Raw genomic sequence first — 22,972 nt, 5'->3', positions numbered from 1 at the left:
GAGCGCAGGTCGACGTTCTCTCGAAAGCCCGATGGGCCCGCGCCGACCTGCGGCGCGGGCCCATCGGTGACGGTTCCTCAGGGGGTGACGCCCGCTCAGGCGTCGCGGCGGTTCAGCAGGACACCGGCCACGACGAGCAGGGCGGCCGTCCACAGGGCGAGCACCCCGAGGCCCTGCCAGGGGCCCAGCAGATCGCCGGCCCGGGCGTGCTGCTGGGTGATCAGATTCCCGGCCTCCGTGGGGAGGTAGGCGTGGATGTGCTTGCCGACGCTGCCCGGCAGCATCTCGGCCATCGGGGCGAGCACCAGGACGAAGCCGATGACGCCGGTGATGGCGGCGGCCGTGTGCCGGATGATCGCGCCCGCGGCGAGCGCGAAGAGGCCGAGCAGCGCCAGGTAGAGGCCGCAGCCCACGACGGCCCGCAGCACCCCGGGGTCGCCGATCGAGACCGGTGCCTTGTCGTGCAGGATCGGCGCGCCGACGAGGAACGAGGCGAACGACGTCACCTCGCCCACCAGCAGGATCAGCAGCCCGAACACGGCGGCCTTGGCCGCGAGGACCGGGGTCCGCCGCGGCACCGCCAGGAGGCTGGAGCGGATCATCCCCGTCGAGTACTCGGAGGCCGTGACCATCGTGCCGAGTACGCAGATGGCCAGCTGGCTCAGCAGGATGCCGCTGCCGAGGATGGTCCCCGTCGGATCGAGCCGCATCGCGGCCTGCTGCGAGGCATCGCTCTTGTCCCAGTTGGCAACGCCCATCTCCATGAACAGCACCGTGAAGATCAGCGTGAGGACGATCAGGATGCCGAGGGACCACATCGTGGAGCGCACCGAGCGGATCTTCGTCCACTCCGAGCGCATCAGATGCGCGAAGCCCGGACCGCGCGCGTCGGTCACGGCCAGGGGCGCGGTCACAGCGGTCACTTCACGCCTCCGGCGGTGGGTGCGACGGCGTCGTACTCGACGGCGTCCTTGGTGAGTTCCATGAAGGCCTCCTCGAGGGAGCCGCGCCGCGTCGACAGCTCGTGCAGCACCAGACCGCCGCCGGCGGCGATCTCGGCGATCCTCGGCGCCTCGACGCCCGTGACGTCCAGATCGCCGTCCTCCGTGACGGCGACGGAGGCGCCCGCGGACGTGAGCAGCCCGGCGAGCTGGGCGCCGTCCGGCGTCCTGACCAGCACCGACTGTTCGGTGCTGCGCTCGATGAACTCCTGGGTCGAGCAGTCGGCGACCAGCTGCCCGCGGCCGATCACGATGAGGTGGTCGGCGGTGACGGCCATCTCGTTCATCAGATGGCTGGACACGAGGACGGCCCGGCCCTGCGCGGCCAGCGACTTCATCAGATTGCGGATCCACAGAATGCCCTCGGGGTCGAGGCCGTTGACCGGCTCGTCGAGGACGAGGGCCGCCGGATCGCCGAGCAGCGCGGCGGCGATGCCCAGGCGCTGGCCCATCCCGAGGGAGAAGCCCCCGGCCCGCTTGCGGGCCACGGAGCCGAGACCGACCTGCTCGACGACGGCGTCGACACGCTTCTTGCCGAGCCCCTGCGTCTGGGCCAGGCACAGCAGATGGTCGTAGGCGCTGCGCCCGGTGTGCACGGCGCGCGCCTCCAGGAGCGCGCCCACCGACCGCATGGGGCGGGGCAGTTCGCGGTAGGGCACGCCGTCGATCGTGGCGCTGCCGGAGTCCGGCCGGTCCAGGCCGAGCAGCAGCCGCATCGTGGTGGACTTGCCCGCTCCGTTGGGGCCCAGGAACCCGGTGACCCGGCCGGGCTCGACCGTGAACGACAGGTCGTTCACGGCGGTCTTGTCGCCGTAGCGTTTCGTGAGGTTCTTGGCCTCGATCATGGTCACCTCGGTTGAATGGCCTACGAGAATTTCTCCGGGGGCAAAAGCCCCGAGCGGCTGTGATATCAGGGCAGTCGTGCCGTTCAGTAGTCCCGGCCGGCGCGGGAATTGAACGATGGCCGCGACTTCCCGGGCCCGGATATTTTTGCCGCGGCGACCGTCCGCAGGACCGCCGGTTCATCTGCTCAATTTCCTCAGTTGAACCCGAGAACCGAACCCGGAATCCCATGAGGGTGGATCCCGTGAGGGTGGACATGAATTCAGCCGCTTCAGCCGCTGACGACAAGCCGCGGCCCGCGCGCCGGCCGGTGATCGGGATCTGCGCCAGGACCGCGCCCGTGACGCTCCAGGGCAGTGCCCTGACGGTCAGCCTCGCCCTGCAGACCCATGTGACGTACGTGGCCGAGGCGGGCTGCACCCCGCTGCTGCTCCCGCTGCTCGACGGCGTCGGGGAACAACTGGCGGACCGGATCGACGGACTGCTGGTGCCCGGCGGCCCGGATGTGGATCCGCGGCTGTACGGGCAGCGGCCGCATCCGGCGACCCGGGCCATGACGCCGGACGCGGACCGCGCCGAACTCGCGCTGATCCGCGCCGTGTTGGATGCGCGGAAGCCCGTACTGGCGATCTGCCGCGGCCTGCAACTGCTCAACGTGCTGCACGGCGGCACGCTCCACCAGGACCTGGCGGAGGTGACGGGACACGACGGCCACCGGCCGCCCGCCGACGCGTTCGTGCTCGGCCGCCGCCCCCTGAAGCTGCTGCCCGGCAGCCGGATCGCCGGGATCCTGCCCGAGGCGGAGCCGGAGACGGCCTGCCATCACCACCAGGCCGTCGACCGGCTCGGCTCCGGGCTCGCCGCCACCGGCTGGGCCGACGACGGGACGGTGGAGGCCGTCGAGGTCGTCGGCCATCCCTTCGCCGTCGGCGTGCAGTGGGAATCGGGCCAGACGGCCGACAAACGGCTCCATCACGCACTGGCTCGCGCCGCCGGGCCGCACGCGCAATGACGACCGGTCACAGAGACACCTCGAAGGAGAAACACACAATGTCGCCTCGGATGCCCAACCCGTCGCTCGTGGTTCCCGACGTCCTGCCGCCGATGCGGGCCGTGGTGAAGGCCGTCAACAGCGTGGGCGTGCCGCTCAAGACGCTGGTCCTCGTCCATCTGCGGGTCAGCCAGATCAACGGCCGCACGGTGCAACTGCCCAAGAAGCAGCACGAGTTCGAAGCGGCTGGGGAGGAGGACCTGCGCCTTCCGGTCGTCGAGACCTGGCGCGAGCAGGACTGCTTCACCGACGCGGAGCGTTCCGTGCTGGCCCTCGCCGAGGCCGCCACCCGCATCGACGGGATCGAGGACCCGGTCTCCGACGAGGTCTGGGACGAGGCGGCCCGGCACTTCACCGAGGAGCAGCTCGGCGCCGTCGTGATGCACATCGGCCTGGTCAACCTCTGGAACCGGGTCAACGTCGCCACCAAGCAGGAGCCCGTGGACTGGCGGGTCAACCCCAAGACGTGGAAGCCGATGACCGAACGGCTGTCCCCCGCCTCGTAACGACCGGCCGGCGCACGACCAAGGGCTCCGCCCGGGGGATCTCCCTCCGGGCGGAGCCCTTGGTCGTACTCAGCGCGTCGAGGCGACGGCGGGGGGTGTTCCATCGGCGCGGAAGGCCGCGTCGGTGTTGAGTACGGCGAGCAGGGTCCGCGCCTGCACATTGAGGTAACGGCTGTGCCCGGCAAGCCGGTTGAGCTGGCCGGGGGTGGCCCAAAGGTAGCCGGGCGGGGCCTGCGCGGGCGTGCGGGACTCGTCGGTCTCCACGATCAGATACCGGCTCTCGGCGCTGAGGAAGCGCCCGCCCTCCTCCGAGTGGACGGTGGCGTACAGGACCCGCTCGGACGGCGCGTCGAGCAGCGAGTCCAGGAACGGCGGCCGCGGACCGGCCCCCGCCGGGTAGTTCTCCGGGACGCACTGCACCGTGGGCGCGAGCTCGGCCGTGTCGAGCAGACCGCCCTCGACACGGGCGTGCACCAGGACGTGCGGCACACCGTCGAAGACGCGCAGCGCGAAGCCGACGACCCCGGGGCCCACCGGCTCGATGATCGGCTGGCTCCAGCCGGCCACCTCGCGCCCCGCGCCCTCGACGCGGACCGCCACGACGTCGAAGAACCGGCCGTCGGGCCGCGAGACCGCGTCCGCGCCCACCCGCCACCCGCTGATGTCACGCAGCGGCATCCGCCGCGCGCGCACCTCGTGGCGGGCCCGCTCCCCGGTGAACCAGGCGAGCAGCCCCGCGTCGCTCGACAGCGCCAGCGGCCCGCCGGGGCGGCACGGCGCGCTCGCCAGGACCGTACGGGCGTCCATGTTCACGACGTTGTCGAGCCGCAGCAGCGCCGCGATCTGACCGAGGGTCAGCCAGCAGAACGCGTCGTCGACAGGCACGTCCACATCCGCGCCCACCTCGACGATCATGTTGCGGTTGCGCTTGCGGTAGAACCACGACCCGTGCTCCGACTGAAGTACGTCGGTGAGCACCCGCTGCGGCGCGGGGGCGAGGAAGTGCTCCAGGTACTTCACGGCCGAACCGCCGTGCGCCTGCGTGTAGTTGCTGCGGGTCGCCTGCACGGTGGGCGAGAGCTGGACCAGATTCGGGTTGCCGGGCTCCATCTTGGCCTGCATCAGAAAGTGCAGGACCCCGTCGAACTCCTTGGCCAGGATGCCGAGGATGCCGATCTCCGGCTGCACGATGATCGGCTGCTGCCATGTGCTGTCGGGCCCTGTGACGTCGAGCCCCTCGATGGTGAAGAACCGGCCGCTGCTGTGCCGGAGATTGCCGGTGCGCTCCTCGAACGACCAGTGGTCCAGCTCGGCGAACGGGATCCGGCGCACCACCGCCCCGCCGGCCCGGCGGTGCTCCGCCAGCCACCCGGGCACGGCGTCGGTCGTGGTGTGCGCGCCCTCGGACGCGGCGGCCGAGCGGGCCAGCCGGTCCGCGGTGGCCGCGCGGGAGCGGGGGACGAGCCGCGGCGTGGCGGTCACGGGCGCGCACCGCCGTCCTTGACCGGCTTCCACCACTGCGGATTGTCGCGGTACCACGCGACGGTGCGGGCGAGCCCCTCGTCGAACGCGGTCGAGGGCCGGTGGCCCAGCTCCCGTTCGATCCGGCCCTGGTCGAGCGCGTAGCGCCGGTCGTGGCCCTTGCGGTCGGTGACGTGCCGGATCATCGTCGGCTCGGCGCCGCAGAGTTCGGCGATCCGGTGCGCGAGCGTCAGGTTGGGCACAGCGGTGCCCGCGCCGATGTTGTAGACCTCGCCGGCCCGGCCGCGGGTCAGCACCCGCTGCACGGCCCGGCAGTGGTCGTCGACGTGCAGCCACTCGCGGACCTGCCCGCCGTCCCCGTAGACCGGGACGGGGTGCCCCTCCAGGAGGTTGGTGACGGCCAGCGGGATGAACTTCTCCGGGTGCTGGTAGGGGCCGTAGTTGTTGGAGCAGCGGGTCACCGAGACGTTCAGCCCGTGCGTGCGCACATAGGCCAGCGCGATGAGGTCCGACGCCGCCTTCGACGCGGCGTAGGGGGAGTTGGGCAGCAGGGGCGACTCCTCGGTCCACACCCCCTCATCGATCGACCCGTACACCTCGTCCGTGGAGATGTGCACGACGCGGGCCACCTTCGCCGCCAGACAGCCCTCCATGAGGGCCTGCGTCCCCTCGACGTTGGTGCGCACGAACGCCGCGCCGCTCTCGATGGACCGGTCGACGTGGCTCTCCGCGGCGAAGTGCACCACCGCGTCCTGCCCGGCGAGCACCTCGGCCAGCGGCGCGCGGTCGAGGATGTCGCCCCGGACGAGCGTGAGGCGGGGGTGGGCCGCCGGGAGGTTGTCCCGGTTCCCGGCGTAGGTCAGCGAGTCCAGGACCGTGACGTGCGCGTCCTCGTACCCGTCGTACCCGCCGTCGAGCAGGGTCCGTACGTAGTGTGAGCCGATGAATCCGGCTCCTCCGGTGACAAGGATTCTCATGCGACCACGTCCCGGACGGAATTCCACGCTCGCAGCATGCTCGTTCCCTTTTCCATGAGGGCGGACAGGGCAGATACCCCGTGAGCGTGCGCGGACCCGCTCGAAGCCTCCTCGACGGGAACTCGAGATGGCGCGTTCCTTTCCGGTGCCCGGGAATGCGTGGGCGGCGAGGAACCCCCGGATTCCCGGGCTCCAGCGGGTTTCCAGTCACTCTTGACCACGGCTGCGGGGAACCTTGTCAGTCTGCGAGTGGCTGAATTCCGGAGGGGGAATCACGTGAAGAAGTTCGTATGGGCCACCGCCGTGGCGGTGGCCGGTCTCGTGGGGTCGCTCGTCGCCCCGGCGGCCGTGGCACAGGAGACGACCGAGGCGGCCGGCGCCGGCATCGCATGGACGCCGTGCCCGGACACCGATCCCGTCCTCGGGAGCATGCTCAAGGGACTGGACTGCGGTTCCGTGCAGGTGCCGCTCGACTACGCGAAGCCCAGCGGCACGAAGATCAGCCTGGCGCTCACCCGGGCCAGGCACACCGTCGCCGACAGCGACTACAAGGGCGCCGTGATCCTCAACCGCGGCCAGTGGCCCGGCGGCATCGGCCGCGACCTGCCCACCCGCTACGCGCAGGGCACCACCGGCCTCGCCAAGGACGTCGGCGCGGCCTACGACTGGATCGGCTTCGACCCGCGCGGCGTCGGCGCCAGCGAGCCGTCCGTGGTCTGCGACAACTCCTACGTCTACCCGGGCCACGCCCAGCCCTCGCCGGTGCCGGCCACGCCCGCCGCCGAACAGGAGTGGGTGGACCGGGCCCGCGCGTACGCCAAGAGCTGCGGGGACCGCTACGGCGCCACGCTCAACCACCTGACCACCAAGGACGCGGCCCGCGATCTGGACCGGATGCGGATCGCGCTCGGCCAGGAGAAGATCACCTACTTCGGCACCGACTGGGGCACCTACCTCGGGTCCGTCTACGCGACGATGTACCCGAAGCGGGTGCAGCGGATGGTGCTCGACAGCGTGGTCAAGCCCAGCGGCACCTGGTACCAGAACAACCTCGACAAGAACTCCCTGTCGGAGCGGAACGCGAAGACGTTCTTCGGGTGGGTCGCGAAGTACGACTCCGTCTACCACCTGGGCACCACGGCCGCCGCCGTCGAGGAGCAGTACTACAAGGCGCAGGGCGAACTCACCGAGGCGCCGGTCGACGGCAGGATCGGTCCCGCCGAGTGGGCCGACGTCTTCGAGCCCGTCGTCTACCGCAGCTGGACCTGGCTCTCGCGGGCCCAGATCCTCTCGGACTTCGCCGTGCGCGACGACGCCACGTCGCTGCGCGCCAACTACTCCGACCCCGCGTTCCCGCACCAGAACCGGCACGCCATGACCAACGCCGTCCAGTGCACGGACGCCGCGCAGCCGACCGACTGGAACCGCTGGCATACGGACCACGCGCGCCAGTACGCCGCCGGTGACCGCTTCCTGACCTGGACCAACGCCTGGTACAACGCGCCGTGCGCGTTCTGGCCTGCGAAGCCGCAGGCCCGTCCGTCCGTCGGCAACCGGTCGGTGAACGTCCTGCTGGTGCAGCCGGAGTTCGACACCGCGCACGGCACCGCGGGCGCCGTGGAGACGCACCGGCTCTTCCCCAACTCGCGGCTCGTGCTGGAGAAGGGCGGCCACAACGTCGGCGCGGCGCTGTCGGCCAACAACAACGCCTGCCTCAACACTTACGTCGGTGACTTCCTGCGCGACGGGACGCGTCCGGCGTCCGTATCGGGCACCGACGCCACCTGCCGGGCCTCGGTGGACCCGGTGCCGCCCGCCCCGGCCGGCTGACCGGACGAACGCGCAGTGGGGGTGGCCCGTGCTTCGGCACGGGCCACCCCCGTCGTGTGTGTCAGGCCGCGGCCAACTCGGTGAGCCGGTGCACCAGTTCATTGGGTGAGGGCATGGCGAGCACCTCCTCGCGCAACCGGTCCGCGCGGGCCCGCACCTCGCCGTCCTCCAGCAGCCGGACCAGCGCGGCGCGCACCGAAGGACCCGTCGCCTCGGCGGGCCGCATGGCGAGCCCCGCCCCCGACCGCTCCAGGCACCGCACCTTCAGCGGGACGTCGAAGGCCCGGCTGACCAGCAGTTGGGGCACGCCGTGGCGCAGGGCGCAGCCGAACGACCAGGTGCCGCCGTGGTGCACCATCGCCGCGCAGGTGGGCAGCACGTCGGACAGCGGCACCGAGTCGACCAGACGCGTGTTGCCCGGCACCTCCCGCAGCCCCTCCTGGGAGCGCGGCGGCAGCGCCAGGACCAGCTCGATGGGCAGGTCGGCCACCGAGTCGAGGATCTCCTGGATGCGCTCGACGGGCAGCAGTTGACGCACCGGGCCGTCGTTCACGGAGTCGCCGAACGTCATCAGCACCCGCGGGGCCGGGGCTGGCTCGGTGATCCACCCCGGTATCCGCGCGGGCCCGTTGTACGGGACGAACTGCATGGGCAGCGTGGTGGGGCGGTCGTCGGGACGGAACGCCTCGGGCAGCGGGTCGATGGTGAACTGCCCGTTGACGAGGTCCTCGGAGAACTCCAGGCCGAACCGGTCGGTCCAGCCCTCCAGCCAGTCGCGCAGATGGTCGGTGCGGGCGTGCGGCGGCTGTTCGGAGCGCGCGTGCAGGAAGTCCTCACGCATCCGGGAGTAGACGTCGACGGAGTAGAGGACCCGGGCGTGCGCGGCACCCGCCGCCTGTGCGGCGATCGCCCCGGCGAAGGCCTTCGCGCCCCACAGCACCAGATCGGGCCGCCACTCGCGGGCGAAGGCGACCAGGTCCTCCATCATCGAGTCGTTGGACCGGCGCGCCTGGGGCAGCACGAGGTCGTCGAAGACGCGGTTCACCTGCTCCCAGCCGAGCCGCTCGCGGTCGGGCCCGAGCTGGAACAGGGGGTCGAGGTCGTCGGTCCGCGGTGAACTCCCGGCGCGCGGCGCGGACTTGCGCCGGTCGCGCTCCTCGCGGACCTCCCGGCTCTCGCCGGGGCCGACGGGCAGTCCCGTCAGTCCTGCGCCGGTGACGGAGTCCATCAGGTCGGGCCACGCCGCCACGCGCACCTCGTGTCCCGCGGTCTGCAACGACCAGGCGAGCGGCACCATGTTGAAGAGATGGGTCTTGAAGGGGAACGGCACGATGAGAACCCGCACGGCGGATCTCCTTCGGTTCAGGAGTGGGGGAGACGGGCCTCGGCACCCTGGGGTGCTCCGGCCCTTCCCATCCTGATCACCCGTCCGTGACAGTTCTTCTCCCCACGTGCCGCGTCGAACTCGTCGCCGCCGTCACCAGACAGGTCACCAGCGCGACCAGAAGCGCCGTCGGCACCGCCCCGGCCAGATCGCACAGGGCGCCCAGGGCGAGGATGGAGATCGCGACACCGGACGGCATGAGGGTCGCCCGCAGCGTGACCACCGAGGGGAGTTCCGCCGTCGAGGCGCGCGCGAGGAGCTGGTTGTTGAAGTGCACGTACGCCAGCTCGAACAGGACGAGGAACAGCGCGTACGCCACCAGGGTCGGGGCCGTGCTCCCGGTCAGCAGCGCGGCGAGCAGCGGCGGCATGGGTGCCAGCGCCCACACCGCGGACGGCACCCGGGCGAGATACCGCTGGGCGGGCAGCGCGGCGATCGACCCGGCGAAGATGGCCACAGAGGACACCGCCACGAACATCCCGACCAGCCGGGCGCCGCCGTGCAGCACCGACAGCGGGATCACGGTGACGGCCACGGTGTGGAACCCCTGCCAGAACGCGACCAGCAGGAACCGGGCGAACAGCCTGCGCAGCACCGGGTCCTCGACGCGCAGCCGCGCCGCGGCCCCGGCGTCGTCCGCGCCGGTCTCCCGCGGCACCGAGGGCGAGGCGGGCAGCGCCCACGCGAGCAGCGCGGACAGCGCCAGCGTCGCGACGTTCACGGCGATCTGCCCGCGCAGCGGCAGCGCGGAGGCGGCCGGCCCGGCCAGCGCCGCGCCCAGGCTCAGACCGGTCAACTTGCCTATCTCGGCGATGGTGTTGGCGCGCTCCAGGCGCTCGGCGGGCACGGTCCCGCGCAGCACCACGGACGTCGCGGAGCGGGTGACCGTCTCGCAGAAGCCGCGGACCAGGACCAGGCAGGTGGCGACCGTGGCAAGGGCGGGGCCCGGGGCGGCGAGCGCCGCAGCCGTCAGGACCAGGCTCGCCGCCTCCGCGCCCCGGACGAGCCGCTCCGGGGGGCGCCGCGCGAGCAGCCGGTTCAGGGGCGCGGCCAGGAACAGCGCGGGCAGCCACGGGGCGCTCAGCACCGCTCCGGCGAGCAGCCCCGAACCGGTGGCCTCCCCGACCCGGGTGGACAGGCTCACCAGCAGCAGAAAACTCCCGCCCGCATTGATGAACAGCAGTACGGGAACGTATTGCGCCGACCGGTTTTTCACCGTAAATGAATTCATCTCTGACTCCTCCAGGGGGAGAGAGTCGCAGGGATGAACAGGTATTGGCGAACCGGCTTCGTGGCTATCTTGAACGGATGGAAAATACCGAGAAGAAGCGGTGCATTGCCATCGTCGACGCCTATGCGTCCGTCGGAGAACTCGTCCGCGGATTCCGTGAGCGCGGCTGTTCGGTCGTGCGGGTACAAAGTACCCGAGAGGTGCCGTTCGTGTATCGCTCGGCCGCGTTCGCTCCCGAGGACTTCATCGACGACATCGTGCACGACGGCGATCTCGACGCCACCCTCGACGCGTTGGCGGCCCACGCGCCGACCGCCGTGGTCGCGGGCGGCGAGGTGGGCGTCGAATTCGCCGACCTGCTCGCCGAACGGCTCGGACTCCCGGGCAACGGCACCGCACTGAGCGCCGCGCGCCGCGACAAGCACACCATGATCGAGACGGTGCGCGCCGCGGGCCTGCACGCCGCCCGCCAGCTACGGGTGTCCGACGTCGCCGAGCTGACCGACTGGCACCGCGAACTCGGCGGCCGCGTCGTCGTCAAACCGCCGCGCAGCTCCGGCGGCCAGGGCATCCACTTCTGCGACACCCCCGAGCAGTCGGCCGCCGCCTACCGGGCCCTGAATGCCGCCGCCGACGTCTTCTCGCAGACCAACCAGGGGGCCGTGGCCCAGGAGTACCTCCCCGGCACCGAGTACATGGTCAACACCGTCAGCCGGGACGGCCGCCACCACCTGTGCGACATCTGGCGCACCGCCCGGATCAGTGCCAACGGGATCGTCGACCTCTGCGACGCGCTGACCCTGATCGACTCCGCGAGCCGGGAGGCCGATCCGCTGCGCGACTACGCCTTCGACGTCCTGGACGCGCTGGGCATCCGGCACGGCCCCGCGCACGTGGAGATCCGGCTGACCCCCGAGGGGCCGAGCCTGGTCGAGGTCGGCGCCCGGATCGCCGGCGGCGGCATCCCGGCGACCGCCTCCCTCGGGGCGGGGGAGGCGCAGCTGGAGTGGACGGTCGACGCGTACCTCGACCCGGAGCGGTTCCACGCCCGGGCCGGCACCCCGTACGAGGTGCGCAGGTTCTGCGCGATCGTCGGGATGATCTCCCCGGTGCGCGGGGTGCTCGACGGCTACCGGGGCATCGAGGAGATCGAGCGCCTTGAGTCCTTCCACACGCTGGCCACCCTGGTGCGGCCGGGACAGGAGATCGTGCCGACGGTCGACGACCTCACGTATCCCGTCCTGGTGACGTTGGTGCACGAACTCGAGGAGGTCGTGCACCGCGACCTCAACACCATCCGGCATCTCGACGGCGCCGCGTTCTACGCCCTCGACGCCGCGCGGGCAGCCGCCTGAGCGCGCCGTTCGACCGCCGCCGCGCCGCGGTTGAACGTCACCGCGCGGCGACCGCGGGCGACCGCGCCCCCAGCGGCACGCGGTAGACGAAGCTGACCGCGGTGCGCGGCTCGGCCGCGGTCGTGTTGGGGGCCGAGCGGTGCAGCACGTGGCCGTCGAACAGCACGGCCGAACCCGCCTCGAGCGGCACGGCGACCGGCGCGTGCGAGCGGGGCAGGTCCGCGTCCGCCACATGGGGCTCCACCGCGTCGCGCAGCGGCGCCTGCCCCGGCCCCCGCTCGCGGTCGCCGGCGTGCGGCAGCAGCCCGGCCAGGTGCGAGCAGGGCAGGAACTCCAGGCAGCCGTTGCGGGTGGTGGCCGCCTCCAGCGCGATCCACACCGTGACGATGCCGTGCCGCGCCGCCGCGAAGCCGGGCGGTGCGAACGCCATGTCCTGGTGCCAGGGCTTGGCCGAGCCGACCACCGGCGGCTTGGCCCACAGGAGCGAGTTGAGGAACGTCCCCGCGGCGCCGGCCGCCGCCGCGACCGGCCCGTGCGCGAGGCCCAGGGACCCCTGCAGCTCCTCGAACTCCGGGACGTGCCGGTGGATGCGGTTGGCCGAGCGCAGCACGCCAGTCAGCGGCGCCTCCTCCTGCTGCCACGCCGCCCAGCCGCCGATGCCCGCGGCCTCCAGGACGAAGTCCTCGTCCGAGGCGGTGCGCCCGGCGGCCAGCTCCTCGAGACGCCGCACCGCCCGCCGCAGACCCGCGAGCACTTCGGCGTCCGCGAGTCCCGGCAGCCGCGCGAACCCCACCCGTTCCAGATCGCCCGCTTCGAAGTCCATCATTTCGCCTCCGTTTCCTCGACGGCTCGCGCCGTGAATTCCCTTTCTCTATCGCTCATTTCCGGTGTTCAAGGGAAGCCGGAAACCGTCGTTGCCCCCACTTCCCGGCTCTGCGTATCGTGCCGTCCGGCGAAAGGAGGAGAAAATGAGCGACGGCACTTTCATGGACACCCGTGACGCCGACGAGGAGACCAGCAAGTGGTAATCCTCTGACCGCGAACCCGCCGCCCGTACGGAATCGAATTCCGTACGGGCGGCACGTCGTCCCGAGAGGGGTTGAGATGGTAGGAAACCGCGTTGCACAGGTCGCCGACGTGCCCACGGACATGCTGGTGATCGACGACTCCACCGACGACCGCTACTGGGCGTCCGTGGAACGTGTTCTGGCCCTGGCCGATCGGCAGGGAGCGGCGCCCGGGGGTGCTCCGCTGCTCGTGTCCCTCAGTACCGCCCATCCCGAGTGGCCCGTACGGGCTGGCGCCGTCCGGCTGCTGGCCGAGCGGTATGCCGGAGACCCGGACGCCGACGCGGCGGTCGCCGCCGCGACGCACGACACCGTCGACTGGGTCGCCTTCACGGCGCTCAAGGTGATCACCGAGCACCGCATCGCCGCCGCGGTCCCCGACCTCATCCGCATCTCGGGCTGGCCCAGCAACTTCACCCGCCCCGAGTGGGCCCGCAAGCCCGTCGGCTGCGGCGCCGCCCTCACCAAGCGCGCCCTCGTCGCCGTCTTCGGCTCCCGCGACCCCGCCGAACTGCGCCGCCTGGAGGACGAGTACTTCTCCGACATGCGCGCTCGCATCGACGCCGCCCGCAAGCGGCCCCGCCGCACCACCGACGTCGTCCTGGTCCCCGGCGGCCCCGCCATCATCGGCGCGGACGCGCGGCCCGACGCCTTCCGCATGGCCCAGGACGACAGCACGCTGCGCGCCGTCGACGTGCCGGGGTTCCTCATCGACCGCACGACCGTGACCAACGCGCGCTACCGCGAGTTCCTCGAAGAGGTCGGCGACAGCGGCGAGTTCGACCACCCCGACCAGCCGGACGAGCGTTCGCACCGCCCCTCGCACGGCCACGACAGCCGCTTCAACGCGCCGGACCACCCGGTCGTCGGCCTCGACTGGTACGACGCGTACGCCTTCGCGAACTGGGCCGGCGGCGCGCTGCCCAGCGAGGTGCAGTGGGAGAAGGCGGCCCGCGGAGTCGACGGCCGCCGCTACCCCTGGGGCGACGACTGGGACCCCGAGCGCGTCAACTACGTAGAGCGGTCCTTCGGCCACGAGGTCGACGACCTCGACTCCCTGGAAGCGCTGCTCGTGACGATCACCCCGGGGGACGAGCCGCCGCACCCGGTACTGCCCGCCGACGCCCTCCCGCAGGGCGCGAGCCCGTACGGCGCCCTGCAAATGTCCGGCAACGTATGGGAGTTGACCCGGACCAACTTCTACACCGGCGAAGACATGGACCCCTTCTTCAAGGGACGCCACCCGCTGGACTTCATGAACCGCAAGGACGCCTTCCACGTGCTGCGCGGCGGCACCTGGACCTCCCCGCCGACCTGCCTCACCACCTTCTACCGCGGCAAGGACCTGATCACCGACCGGCACAACGAGATCGGCTTCCGCTGCGTCTACGAGACGAGCCTGTGATGCGCCTGACCTCGCTCGGCCACGCCGCGGTCCTCGTCGAGACGGGCCGGGAACGCATCCTGTTCGACCCGTGGCTCACCCAGCGGCTCGACCGGTTCTGGGAGCACCACCCGCCGCTGCCGGACGACCTGGTGCGCGCCGTCCTCGACGAGGGCGTGGACTACGTCGTCCTGAGCCACCACCACTTCGACCACCATCACTTCCCCTCGCTGCTGCGACTCGTGGACGGCGCGGACGTCGACTTCGACGACAGCCCCCGGCGGAGCCCCGGTGTCACCTGCGTCTACCCGGCGGGACCCGTGCCGCCGCGGCTGACCGCCTCCGGTCTGGGACACCAGGCCATCGCGTGGACGCTGCGCCGCCTCGGCTTCGAGCGGCTGCACCCGGTCACCCCCGGCGACACCCTCACCCTGGGCGGGGCGCGGCTGCGCACCTTCCCCTCGGCGGTCTCCTTCCCCGAGATGAGCGTGCTCGTCGAGACGGACGATGCCGCGGTCATGCTGTGCGGTGACGCGCTGCTGCACGAGCGGACGGTGGAGACCTTCGAGCGGGACGACGCGCCGCGCCTCGACGCCGTCCTCGTCCCCGCGCACAGCGTCTCGCCGCCCGGCGTCCTCACCGAACGCCGCCCGCTGACCGACCCGGACGCCGTGCGGGCCCGCGCGCTCGCCACCTTCGACCGGTACGTGGAAACGCTCCCCGCGACCGTGACGATCCCGTCCTCCTTCGGCTGGCGGGTCCGCGGCGAAGGCACCCACGACTACGCCTGGTGCAACCGCACCATGTTCCCCTTCACCCCCGTCGAGGCCCGCCGGCGCCTGGACGAACTGGGCCGCGACGCACTGCTGTGGGGCCCCGGCCAGGTCCTTGAGATCGCCGACGGCAAGACCGCCCTCGTCGACGGGCCCGTGGGACCCGACGCCTACGACTTCGACGAGGTCTACGCGGAGGTGGCCCTCGACCCGGACACTCCTGTCCCGCCCTTCGATCCCGCCGTCGACCGCTGGGGGCGCCAGACCCGTACCGGCGAGGAGCTCCTGCGCGACCTGCTGGACCGCGTGGTCGCCACCGACTACTGGTACCGCGCGCTCGACGACGGCGCGGGCCGGCACGTCATCTCCCTCGCCGAGGACGGCGACGGCGCGACCTCCTATCTGCTCGACCCCGTGACCGGCCGCGTCACCCGTCTCGGCGCAGGGCCCGCCCGTGCGCACCTCACCGGCGCGGAGAGCTGGACCGAGCTGGCGGCGAGCACCCTGGAGGCCATGCTCACCGGCGAGTTGCTGTTCGGCAGCTCCTTCGGACTGTGGGTCGGCAACGGACTCCTGCTCTCGGCCGTCTTCCACCACCCGTCCTTCTACACGCGCCACGTGGAGCGCGCGCTGAAGGAGGCGAGCGGCCCGTGAACGAACCGGTCGTCTTCCACCACACCAGCCGCAGCCTGCGCGACAACCCCCTCGGCGACCCGTACCGCCGCCGCGTCGAGGTGCACCTGCCGCCCGGCTACGACGGCGTGCGCCGCTTCCCCGTCATCCACTGGCTGCCCGGCTTCGGCGCCCGCCCCGGCCTCACCCACCGGCCGCTCGCCTTCGGCGGCTCCGTCGCGGACCGGCTGCGCCGCGCGATGACGGAAGGACGGGTGCCGCCCGCGCTGCTCGTGGTCCCCGACGGCACCACCGCGTACGGCGGTTCGCAGTACATCGACTCCGCCGCGTCCGGCCGGTACGCCGGATACCTGGCCGAGGTCGTCGCGGAGGTCGACCGCCGCTTCCGCACCCGGCCCGAGTCCGCCTGGCGGGCCGTCGGCGGCAAGTCGAGCGGCGGCTACGGCGCCCTCGTGGCGGGCATGACCACCGAGCTGTTCGGCGCCGTCGTCGCCTGCTCGCCCGACGCCGGCTTCGAGCACTGCTATCTGCCGCTGCTGCCCGGCACCCTCGACACCGTCCGGGCCGCCGGCGGTGTCGACGCCCTGCTCGCCCGGCGCGACAGCGGCCCGCACGACGTGCCCTTCATGGTCGCCATGAGCATCCTCGCGATGGGCATGTGCTACGCCGACACCTCCGGCACCACCCCGGCCGACGCCCTGCCGTGCGACCCGGTCACGGGCCGCTTCCGCGACGACGTCTGGCGGCGCTGGCTCACCCACGACCCGGTCCGCACGGTCCCGCGGTACGCCGAACGGCTGCGCGGGCTGAGCCTGTTGCACCTCGGCGTGGGGGAGCGCGACGACTACGGCATGCACTGGGGCGCCCGCGCCCTGCACGCCACCCTCGACGCCCACGCCGTGCCCCACACCTACCGGGAGCACGAGGGCGGACACCACGGCATCGAGCACTTCTTCGCCGACGCCCTGTCCGGGCTGCGGCAGGTGTGGGAGCCACAGGAGGGCGCCGCATGTGCGGGATAGCGGGCTTCGTCAGCCTCGACGGACGACGCGACCGGGCCTGGCTCGACGCGCTGGGCCGGACCATGACCTCGGCCATGGCGCACCGCGGCGAAGAAGCCCGCGCCCCCTACGTGTCGGACTGCGGCACCGTCATGCTCTGCGCGACACGGCTCGCCGTCCGCGACCGCAGCGCGGCGGGCGACCAGCCGATGCGGGACCCGTCGGGCCGTGTGGCGCTCGTCCACAACGGCGAGGTCTACGGCTCCCGTTCACCGCGCGGACCGCTGTGGCGGCGCCGCACCACCTGCGACACCGAGTACGTCCTCCAGGAGATCTGCCGCGAGGCCGACCCCGGCGCCGCGCTGCGGCCCCTGTCCGGCATGTTCGCCCTCGCCTGGCACGACATCGACGCCGGTCGGGTCGTGCTCGCCCGCGACCACTTCGGCGTCAAACCGCTCGTCTACGCCCACACGCACGGCGGCCTGCTCTTCGCCTCCGAGGCCGGGGTACTGCTGCGCACCGGACTGGTCGAACCCGAGGTCGACCCGCGGGAGTTCGTCCTGCGCTCCTGGATCCGGATGGACGCCGCCGACGACCGCACCTGGCTGCGCGGCGTCCGGTCGCTCCAGCCCGCCGAGTACCTCGTCGTCGACCCGCCCCGGACCGAGGTCCGGCGGTACTGGCAGCCGGGAGCGGTCGACGACCCCGTCGAACCGGAGGAGATCCGGGCCGCCTTCGACCACGCGATCGCCGAGCGGGCCGTCTCCGACGTGCCGCGCGCCGCCGTGCTCAGCGGCGGCGTCGACTCCACCGCCGCCGTCGCGGGCCTGACCGCCCGCGGCGTCCCCGTCGACGGCTACGTCCTGCGCTACCAGGACGGCATCGGCGGCTCCGGCGAGGACGTGACGTACGCGACGGAGGTCGCCGAACGCCTCGGCGTCCCCCTGACGGTCTGTCACCTCGACAGCCGCACCGCCGCCGACCTCGTCCCCGTGCTGCCCACCCGGCTGATGCGCCCGCTGCTGCACGGCGCGGAGCTCGCCATGCACCACCTGTACGGAAGGATCGCCGCCGACGGCAACGTCGTCGTCTACTCGGGGCACGGGGCCGACGAACTCTGGGGCTACCAGGCCGGCCGCTACTTCCCCGTCGTCGACCCCTATGCACCCACGTACATCCACGGCCGTCACTACCTGACGCACCAACTGCACGCCGACGAACGGCCCGTGTGGGCCCGGCTCATCGGCTGGCTCGCCCAGGAACTCGACGTCGACATGGGCGGCGTGAGCGAGCAGGTGTGGGAACGCACCATGGCCGAGTACCGCAACCTCAAGACGGCATCCCCGCTCAAGCGCGGCCGCCACCACCTCCTGCGCCGCTTCCTCGTCTACGTCAACGACATGGTCGACGCCACCTCCTCGACGTTCACGCTGGAGGACCGGCCCGTCTTCCAGGACGTGGCCCTCGCCGAACTCGCCTTCCGCTGCCCGGAACACCTCAAGGACACCGGCGAAGGCGGCAGCCACAAGGCCCTGTTGAAGAGCGCCCTCGGCGATCTGCTGCCGCCGTCGGTGCGCGAGCGCCGCAAGCAGGGCTTCCCCTCGCCCACCGACCCCGACTACGTCGCACGCCTCGCCGCGCTCGCCGACGGGCTCGGCGCACCGTTCGGTGTACCGGCGCCACCGCCGGGGCTGCGTGCCGAACTCGGCGTCGGGGAATGGATGTTCCTCGCATCCGCGGCCGCCTGGCTCGACCACCTCGCGGACCTCAGAACCGACCTCAGGAGTCACGGTGAGCACTACCCCCGCCCCCAGGTGGAACTGGCACGCGCTGGACAGCGCAGACCGGCTTGACCCGGTCCCGGCCACGCTCGACGAGGCCCGCGCCCAGGACGCCTGCAACTTCGTCCTGTGGCGGCCCACCGCGCTGCCGGCCGGCTGCGACACCGCCATCGGCACCCTGCGCCGCGAAGCGCCTCCCGGCCGCGTCGAGGCGGCGGGACGCACACCGTGGAGCGACGCCAACCCCGCCTGCTACCGCACCGAGATCGGCGGCGGCGGGCGCCGCCTGCGCCTGAAGCAGTTCCTGTACGACTGGGCCTTCCCCGCGGTGGACCACCCCTGCCTGTGGGGCGGCGCCACCCGCGCCGTACCGATCGGCGAGCGGCGCGTGGCGTGGCTGGGCACCGACTACCTCGGGCACCGGGCCGCGAGCGCCCGCATGGCGAAGACCACCGTCGAACTGTCCGTACTTGAGGGCGAGTTCGACGACGAGGAGCTCGTCGACCTCTACGCGGCGCTGCGGCCCGCCGTCCCCGAGGCGCTGCCGCGTGTCCTCGCCACCCCGTTCGCCGGGCTCAGCTACTGGGCACGGCACCGGGCCGCCCCCGTCGCGGTCCCCACCGGGGTCTTCGCCTTCCAGCGCCGGGGACGCACCCACGAGGAGGACTGGGTGCCCGCCGACGCGCTCGAAGACTTCCTTGACGCGCACGGGCTGCCCAACGCCGTCGGCGCGTTCCGTGCCGACAGCGCCGCCCGCTGCGGCGACGGCGACACCGTCCGAGAAGTCGACGTCGTCTACACCTCGCCCACCGGCGACGAACTGCGCCTGACGGCCCAGCGTCCCGGCGCCGGACGGCTCGCCTTCCCGCCCGTGCGCGACAAGCACCCGGCACAGGGCGAGATCCTGGACCTCGACGGCCGCCGCGTCCATCTGGGTTGCGTCAGCGCCGAGTTCGGCGCCTGCGACGCCTGGTGGCGACACCCCGCAGGGCACGAGCTCAGGCTCCTGTCCAGCGCGGGCCAGGACCTCGGCAGGGACGCCTTCGTGCGCCTGCTCACCGCCCTGGACGCGGGGCTGCGCCCCGCCCGCGAGGGCGGCACACCGGGATGACCACCGCCGCCGACCCGCTCGACTTCCGCAGCGACACCCGCACCCTGCCCGACGCGCGCATGCGCGAGGCCATGGCGCGGGCCGAGGCCGGCGATGACGTGTACGGCGACGACCCCACGGTCGCGCTCCTCGAAGAACGCGCAGCCCGACTCCTGGGCGTCGAGGCGGCCCTGCTGACACCCACCACCACGATGGCGAACCTGCTCGGCCCGCTCGCCGTGGCGGGACCGCCCGGCAGCGCCCCGCCACGCGTCGTCGTCGGCGCCGACACCCACATGGCGTTCCTCGAAGGCGACGGGCTGCGCCGGTTCGGCGGCGTCGACCTGCTGCCCGTCGCCCAGCGCGCGGACGGACTGCCCGACCCCGACCGCCTCGACGCCCTGCTCGCCCGGCCCTGCCCGACCCCCACCGTCGTCTGCGTGGAGAACACCTGCATGCTGCGCGCGGGCAACGCCCTGGACGCCGGCGCGACGCGCTCCGTCGCCGCCGTCGCCCACCGCCACGGCGCCCGTCTGCACCTGGACGGCGCCCGCCTCGCCAACGCGGCGACCGCCCTCGCCACGTCCTGCGCGGAGCTCGCCGCACCGGCCGACAGCGTGGCGTTCTGCCTGTCCAAAGGGCTCGGCGCGCCCATCGGCGGCATCCTCGGCGCAGCCCGCGACACCATCGCCGCCGCACGGCGACTGCGCACCTGGCTGGGCGGCTCCCTGCACCAGGCGGGACCGATCGCCGCGGCCGCCCTGATCGCCCTGGACCGCGCCCCCGAACTCGCCCACGACCACCGGCACGCCGCCGCGCTCGCCGCGGACCTGGCCGCCGTGCCCGGTGTGCGGCTGCTGCGCGCCCCGCGGCCCACCAACATGGTCATGGCGCGCGTACCCGGCATGGACGCCGACACGTGCGCCGCGCACCTGAACCGGCGGGGCGTACGTGTGCTCCCGCTTCCGAACGGACACATCCGCTTCGCCGTGCACCGTGAACACGACATGATCTCGGTGTCCCGGGCCGTCGCCGCCCTGACCGCCGTCGCGGCGGAGCGGCACGGCGCGGGAGACCGAGCGAACCCGAACGATCAGGAGGAGACATGACGAAGATGCCGCCGCGCGAGCTCGCCGAGCGACTGCGTGACACCCGCGCCCGTCTGGAGAACGACGTCGACCTGTGGGCCGCCACCTCGGCCGGCCGGGGCGACACCCACCTGATTCCGCTGTCCTTCCTGTGGGACGGCTCCGCGCTCCTCGTCTCCACCCCACGGACCTCCGTCACCGGCGGCAATCTGCTCGCCGACGGCCGGGTGCGCATCGGCGTAGGACCCACGCGGGACGTCGTCCTCATCGACGGCGACGCCCGGCCCGTGGACGTCGCGGAGCTCGGCGAGAAGACCGCCGACGCCTTCGCCGCCAAGACCGGCTTCGACCCGCGCGAGGAGACCGACGCGCCGTACCAGTACTTCCGCATCGTGCCGCGGCGCATCCAGGCCTGGCGCGAGTCGAACGAACTGGCGGGGCGCACCCTCATGCGGGACGGCGTCTGGCTCGGCTGACCGGGCCCCGCCCCCGTCCGCCGCAGCGCGGTCCAGTCGTTCTTGACCAGGGCTGCAGGGCGCTTTGCCAGGGTCGAGAGGTACGGCGTCTGTCAATTCTGGAGGGGCGAATATGGGAGCCATGGAGGTTCCGGTCCTGATCGTGGGCGGCGGCGGATGCGGTCTGTCCGCCTCGGTCTTCCTGTCCGACCAGGGAGTCGACCATCTGCTGGTGGAGCGGCATCCCGACACATCGAGGATCCCGAAGGCGCACTACCTCAACCAGCGCTCGATGGAGATCTTCCGGCAGCACGGCATCGCCGACGACATCTACGCCGAGGCGGCGCCCCTGGAGCTCTTCGGCAAGGTGCGCTGGCAGACCACGCTCACCGGCGAAGGGCCCCTGGACCGGCGGCTGATCCACGAGATGGACGCCTTCGGCGGCGGCACCCTGCGCGAGAGCTACGCGGCCGTGTCCCCGGTGCTGCCGTCCAAGCTGCCGCAGATGTGGCTGGAGCCGATCCTGCGGCGCCACGCACAGGAGCGCAATCCGGGCCGGATCCTCTTCCACCACGAGGTCGTCGAGTTCTCCGACGAGGGCGACCACGTGCGCGTCCTGATGCGGGACCTCGGCACCGGCGAGGAGAGTGTCGTCAAGGCCCAGTACCTCATCGGGGCCGACGCGGGACGGATGGTCGGTCCGGCGGTCGGCATCCGCATGGAGGGGCCGCCCGGCCTGGTCAACACCACCACCGCCTACTTCTCCGCCGACCTCTCGCAGTGGTGGGAGGAAGGCACCCTCATCACGCACTACCTCAGCCCCGACGACCCGGACCTGTCCAGCAACCTCATCGAGATGGGGCCCAGTTGGGGCAAGGCCTGCGAACAGTGGGGCCTGCACTTCGCGCCGGGGCCGCCCGGCCGCTGGGACGCGGAGACCGTCGTCCCTCGCATCCGCGAACTGCTGGGGCTGCCCGACCTGGAGGTGACCGTCCACAAGGTCACCGACTGGGTCGTCCACGCGCACCTCGCCGACCGCTACCGCGTCGGACGGGTGCTGATCGCGGGCGACGCCGCGCACAAGCAGCCGCCCGCCGTCGGCCTCGGCCTCAACTCGGGGATCCAGGACGCCCACAACCTCGCCTGGAAGCTCGGCGCGGTCGTCTCGGGACTCGCCCCCGACTCCCTGCTCGACACCTACGAGGCCGAACGCAGGCCCGTGGGCCGGGAGAACGTCGACTGGGCGACCTCCGCCGCCGAACACCACCAGGCGCTCATGGACGCCATCGGCGTCGGCCACAACGTCCCCGCGGCCCGCCGGCGTCGGCGCATGGAGACCCTCCTCGGCACGTCGCCGCTCGGGGACACCGCGCGCGCCCGCGCCCTGGAGATGTTCCACACCCACCGCGGCGGCTGCCAGGCCCTCGACATGGAGGTCGGCTTCGCCTACGAGGCGGGCGCCGTCGTCGGCGACGGGACACCGCGCCCCGAGCGCGCCCCGATGCGCAACGAGCACCGGCCCACCACACGGCCGGGCCACCGCCTGCCGCACGCCTGGATCAGCAAGGACGGCGCCCGCCTGTCCACCCAGGACCTCACGGGCAGGACCGGCTTCACGCTCCTCACCGGACCGGACGGCGCGCCCTGGCGCGAGGCGGCACAGCGGGTCGCGGAGAAGTTCTCCGTCCCGCTGCGCACCGTCGCCATCGGCCCTGACGCCGAGTACGGCGACGACGAGGGCGGCTGGGCGACGGTCCGTCAGATCACCGACGCGGGCGCCCTGTTGATCCGCCCGGACCAGCACGTGGCCTGGCGCAGCACCGGCGCCGCGCCCGGCGACGACGCCGTCGGAGAACTCACGGCCGTCCTCACCGAGCTGCTCGACCGCTGAGTCCACCGCACCCACCACGAGAAGTGGGGGGGGGCCCCCGGGGGGCCCCCCCCCGGGGGGGGGGGGCCCGGGCCCGGGGGGGGGGCCGCCCCCCCCCCCCCCCCCCGCCCGCCCCGCGCGCGCCCGCCCGCGGGCCCCCCCGGCCCGGG

At 72.6% G+C, this 22,972-nt stretch carries 19 protein-coding genes; 12 read left to right on the top strand and 7 right to left on the bottom strand.

Annotated features, from left to right (window positions below):
* Positions 1–95: 95 nt before the first annotated feature.
* Complete coding sequence (locus ACIA8D_RS24625) at positions 96–923, bottom strand: ABC transporter permease (RefSeq protein WP_399235482.1); 828 nt, start codon at positions 921–923, stop codon at positions 96–98.
* Positions 920–1,846: an ABC transporter ATP-binding protein gene (locus ACIA8D_RS24620; RefSeq protein WP_399235480.1), complete on the bottom strand. Its 927-nt coding sequence runs from the start codon at positions 1,844–1,846 to the stop codon at positions 920–922. The genes ACIA8D_RS24625 and ACIA8D_RS24620 overlap by 4 nt, the downstream gene beginning before the upstream one ends.
* Positions 1,847–2,073: 227 nt before the next feature.
* Between ACIA8D_RS24620 and ACIA8D_RS24615 the strand changes: the two genes are divergently transcribed.
* Together ACIA8D_RS24615 and ACIA8D_RS24610 are read left to right on the top strand one after the other, a co-directional pair.
* The gene (locus ACIA8D_RS24615; RefSeq protein ID WP_399235477.1) at positions 2,074–2,856 is read left to right on the top strand and encodes a gamma-glutamyl-gamma-aminobutyrate hydrolase family protein; all 783 of its coding nucleotides are present in this window, start codon (positions 2,074–2,076) and stop codon (positions 2,854–2,856) included.
* Positions 2,857–2,906: 50 nt separating this feature from the next.
* Entirely contained in the window at positions 2,907–3,401 is a 495-nt protein-coding gene (locus ACIA8D_RS24610; RefSeq protein ID WP_399235476.1) for a carboxymuconolactone decarboxylase family protein, read from the top strand.
* Positions 3,402–3,470: 69 nt separating this feature from the next.
* Here ACIA8D_RS24610 and ACIA8D_RS24605 read toward each other — a convergent pair whose 3' ends face one another.
* Positions 3,471–4,883 carry an NDP-hexose 2,3-dehydratase family protein gene (locus ACIA8D_RS24605; RefSeq protein WP_399235474.1) on the bottom strand — a complete coding sequence of 471 codons (1,413 nt, stop codon included), beginning with the start codon at positions 4,881–4,883 and terminating at the stop codon, positions 3,471–3,473.
* Positions 4,880–5,860 (bottom strand): dTDP-glucose 4,6-dehydratase, encoded by a 981-nt coding sequence (gene rfbB / locus ACIA8D_RS24600; RefSeq protein ID WP_399235472.1) that lies wholly within the window; start codon positions 5,858–5,860, stop codon positions 4,880–4,882. The genes ACIA8D_RS24605 and rfbB overlap by 4 nt, the downstream gene beginning before the upstream one ends.
* Positions 5,861–6,136: 276 nt before the next feature.
* Between rfbB and ACIA8D_RS24595 the strand changes: the two genes are divergently transcribed.
* Positions 6,137–7,690, top strand: a complete 1,554-nt coding sequence (locus ACIA8D_RS24595) for an alpha/beta fold hydrolase (protein WP_399235470.1) — start codon at positions 6,137–6,139, stop codon at positions 7,688–7,690.
* Between the two features lie 61 nt (positions 7,691–7,751).
* On the opposite strand, the gene ACIA8D_RS24590 is transcribed toward ACIA8D_RS24595, so the two are convergent.
* Positions 7,752–9,035, bottom strand: a complete 1,284-nt coding sequence (locus ACIA8D_RS24590) for an activator-dependent family glycosyltransferase (protein WP_399235468.1) — start codon at positions 9,033–9,035, stop codon at positions 7,752–7,754.
* Between the two features lie 76 nt (positions 9,036–9,111).
* Complete coding sequence (locus ACIA8D_RS24585) at positions 9,112–10,305, bottom strand: MFS transporter (RefSeq protein WP_399235466.1); 1,194 nt, start codon at positions 10,303–10,305, stop codon at positions 9,112–9,114.
* A gap of 77 nt (positions 10,306–10,382) precedes the next feature.
* Here ACIA8D_RS24585 and ACIA8D_RS24580 point away from each other — a divergent pair, with 77 nt between their 5' ends.
* Positions 10,383–11,660: an ATP-grasp domain-containing protein gene (locus tag ACIA8D_RS24580; RefSeq protein WP_399235464.1), complete on the top strand. Its 1,278-nt coding sequence runs from the start codon at positions 10,383–10,385 to the stop codon at positions 11,658–11,660.
* A gap of 37 nt (positions 11,661–11,697) precedes the next feature.
* Here the strand turns inward: ACIA8D_RS24580 and ACIA8D_RS24575 are convergent, their stop codons facing one another.
* Entirely contained in the window at positions 11,698–12,486 is a 789-nt protein-coding gene (locus tag ACIA8D_RS24575) for a phytanoyl-CoA dioxygenase family protein (protein ID WP_399235462.1), read from the bottom strand.
* A 311-nt stretch (positions 12,487–12,797) separates the two neighbouring features.
* Here ACIA8D_RS24575 and ACIA8D_RS24570 point away from each other — a divergent pair, with 311 nt between their 5' ends.
* The 8 genes from ACIA8D_RS24570 to ACIA8D_RS24535 all read left to right on the top strand — a co-directional run bounded on the left by ACIA8D_RS24570 (position 12,798) and on the right by ACIA8D_RS24535 (position 22,823).
* Entirely contained in the window at positions 12,798–14,132 is a 1,335-nt protein-coding gene (locus tag ACIA8D_RS24570; protein WP_399235460.1) for a formylglycine-generating enzyme family protein, read from the top strand.
* A complete protein-coding gene (locus tag ACIA8D_RS24565) occupies positions 14,132–15,538 on the top strand; it encodes an MBL fold metallo-hydrolase (RefSeq protein ID WP_399235459.1) in 1,407 nt (468 codons plus the stop codon). The genes ACIA8D_RS24570 and ACIA8D_RS24565 overlap by 1 nt, the downstream gene beginning before the upstream one ends.
* Positions 15,535–16,539 (top strand): alpha/beta hydrolase-fold protein, encoded by a 1,005-nt coding sequence (locus ACIA8D_RS24560; protein WP_399235457.1) that lies wholly within the window; start codon positions 15,535–15,537, stop codon positions 16,537–16,539. Before ACIA8D_RS24565 ends, ACIA8D_RS24560 begins: the two co-directional genes overlap by 4 nt.
* Entirely contained in the window at positions 16,527–18,371 is a 1,845-nt protein-coding gene (locus ACIA8D_RS24555; protein ID WP_399235456.1) for an asparagine synthetase B family protein, read from the top strand. The genes ACIA8D_RS24560 and ACIA8D_RS24555 overlap by 13 nt, the downstream gene beginning before the upstream one ends.
* On the top strand, positions 18,310–19,410 hold the full coding sequence (locus ACIA8D_RS24550) for a hypothetical protein (RefSeq protein ID WP_399235454.1): 1,101 nt from the start codon (positions 18,310–18,312) through the stop codon (positions 19,408–19,410). The genes ACIA8D_RS24555 and ACIA8D_RS24550 overlap by 62 nt, the downstream gene beginning before the upstream one ends.
* Positions 19,407–20,498, top strand: a complete 1,092-nt coding sequence (locus tag ACIA8D_RS24545; protein ID WP_399235452.1) for a GntG family PLP-dependent aldolase — start codon at positions 19,407–19,409, stop codon at positions 20,496–20,498. Before ACIA8D_RS24550 ends, ACIA8D_RS24545 begins: the two co-directional genes overlap by 4 nt.
* Positions 20,495–20,953 carry a pyridoxamine 5'-phosphate oxidase family protein gene (locus tag ACIA8D_RS24540; RefSeq protein ID WP_399235450.1) on the top strand — a complete coding sequence of 153 codons (459 nt, stop codon included), beginning with the start codon at positions 20,495–20,497 and terminating at the stop codon, positions 20,951–20,953. Before ACIA8D_RS24545 ends, ACIA8D_RS24540 begins: the two co-directional genes overlap by 4 nt.
* 112 nt (positions 20,954–21,065) lie before the next feature.
* Positions 21,066–22,823: an FAD-dependent monooxygenase gene (locus ACIA8D_RS24535; RefSeq protein ID WP_399235448.1), complete on the top strand. Its 1,758-nt coding sequence runs from the start codon at positions 21,066–21,068 to the stop codon at positions 22,821–22,823.
* Positions 22,824–22,972: the final 149 nt, after the last annotated feature.

This window comes from Streptomyces sp. NPDC051684, from assembly GCF_044453445.1.
Taxonomy (GTDB): Bacteria; Actinomycetota; Actinomycetes; order Streptomycetales; family Streptomycetaceae; genus Streptomyces.
The sequence above is the reverse complement of the archived record's forward strand: the minus strand, read 5'-3'. Positions and strand labels throughout refer to the sequence as shown.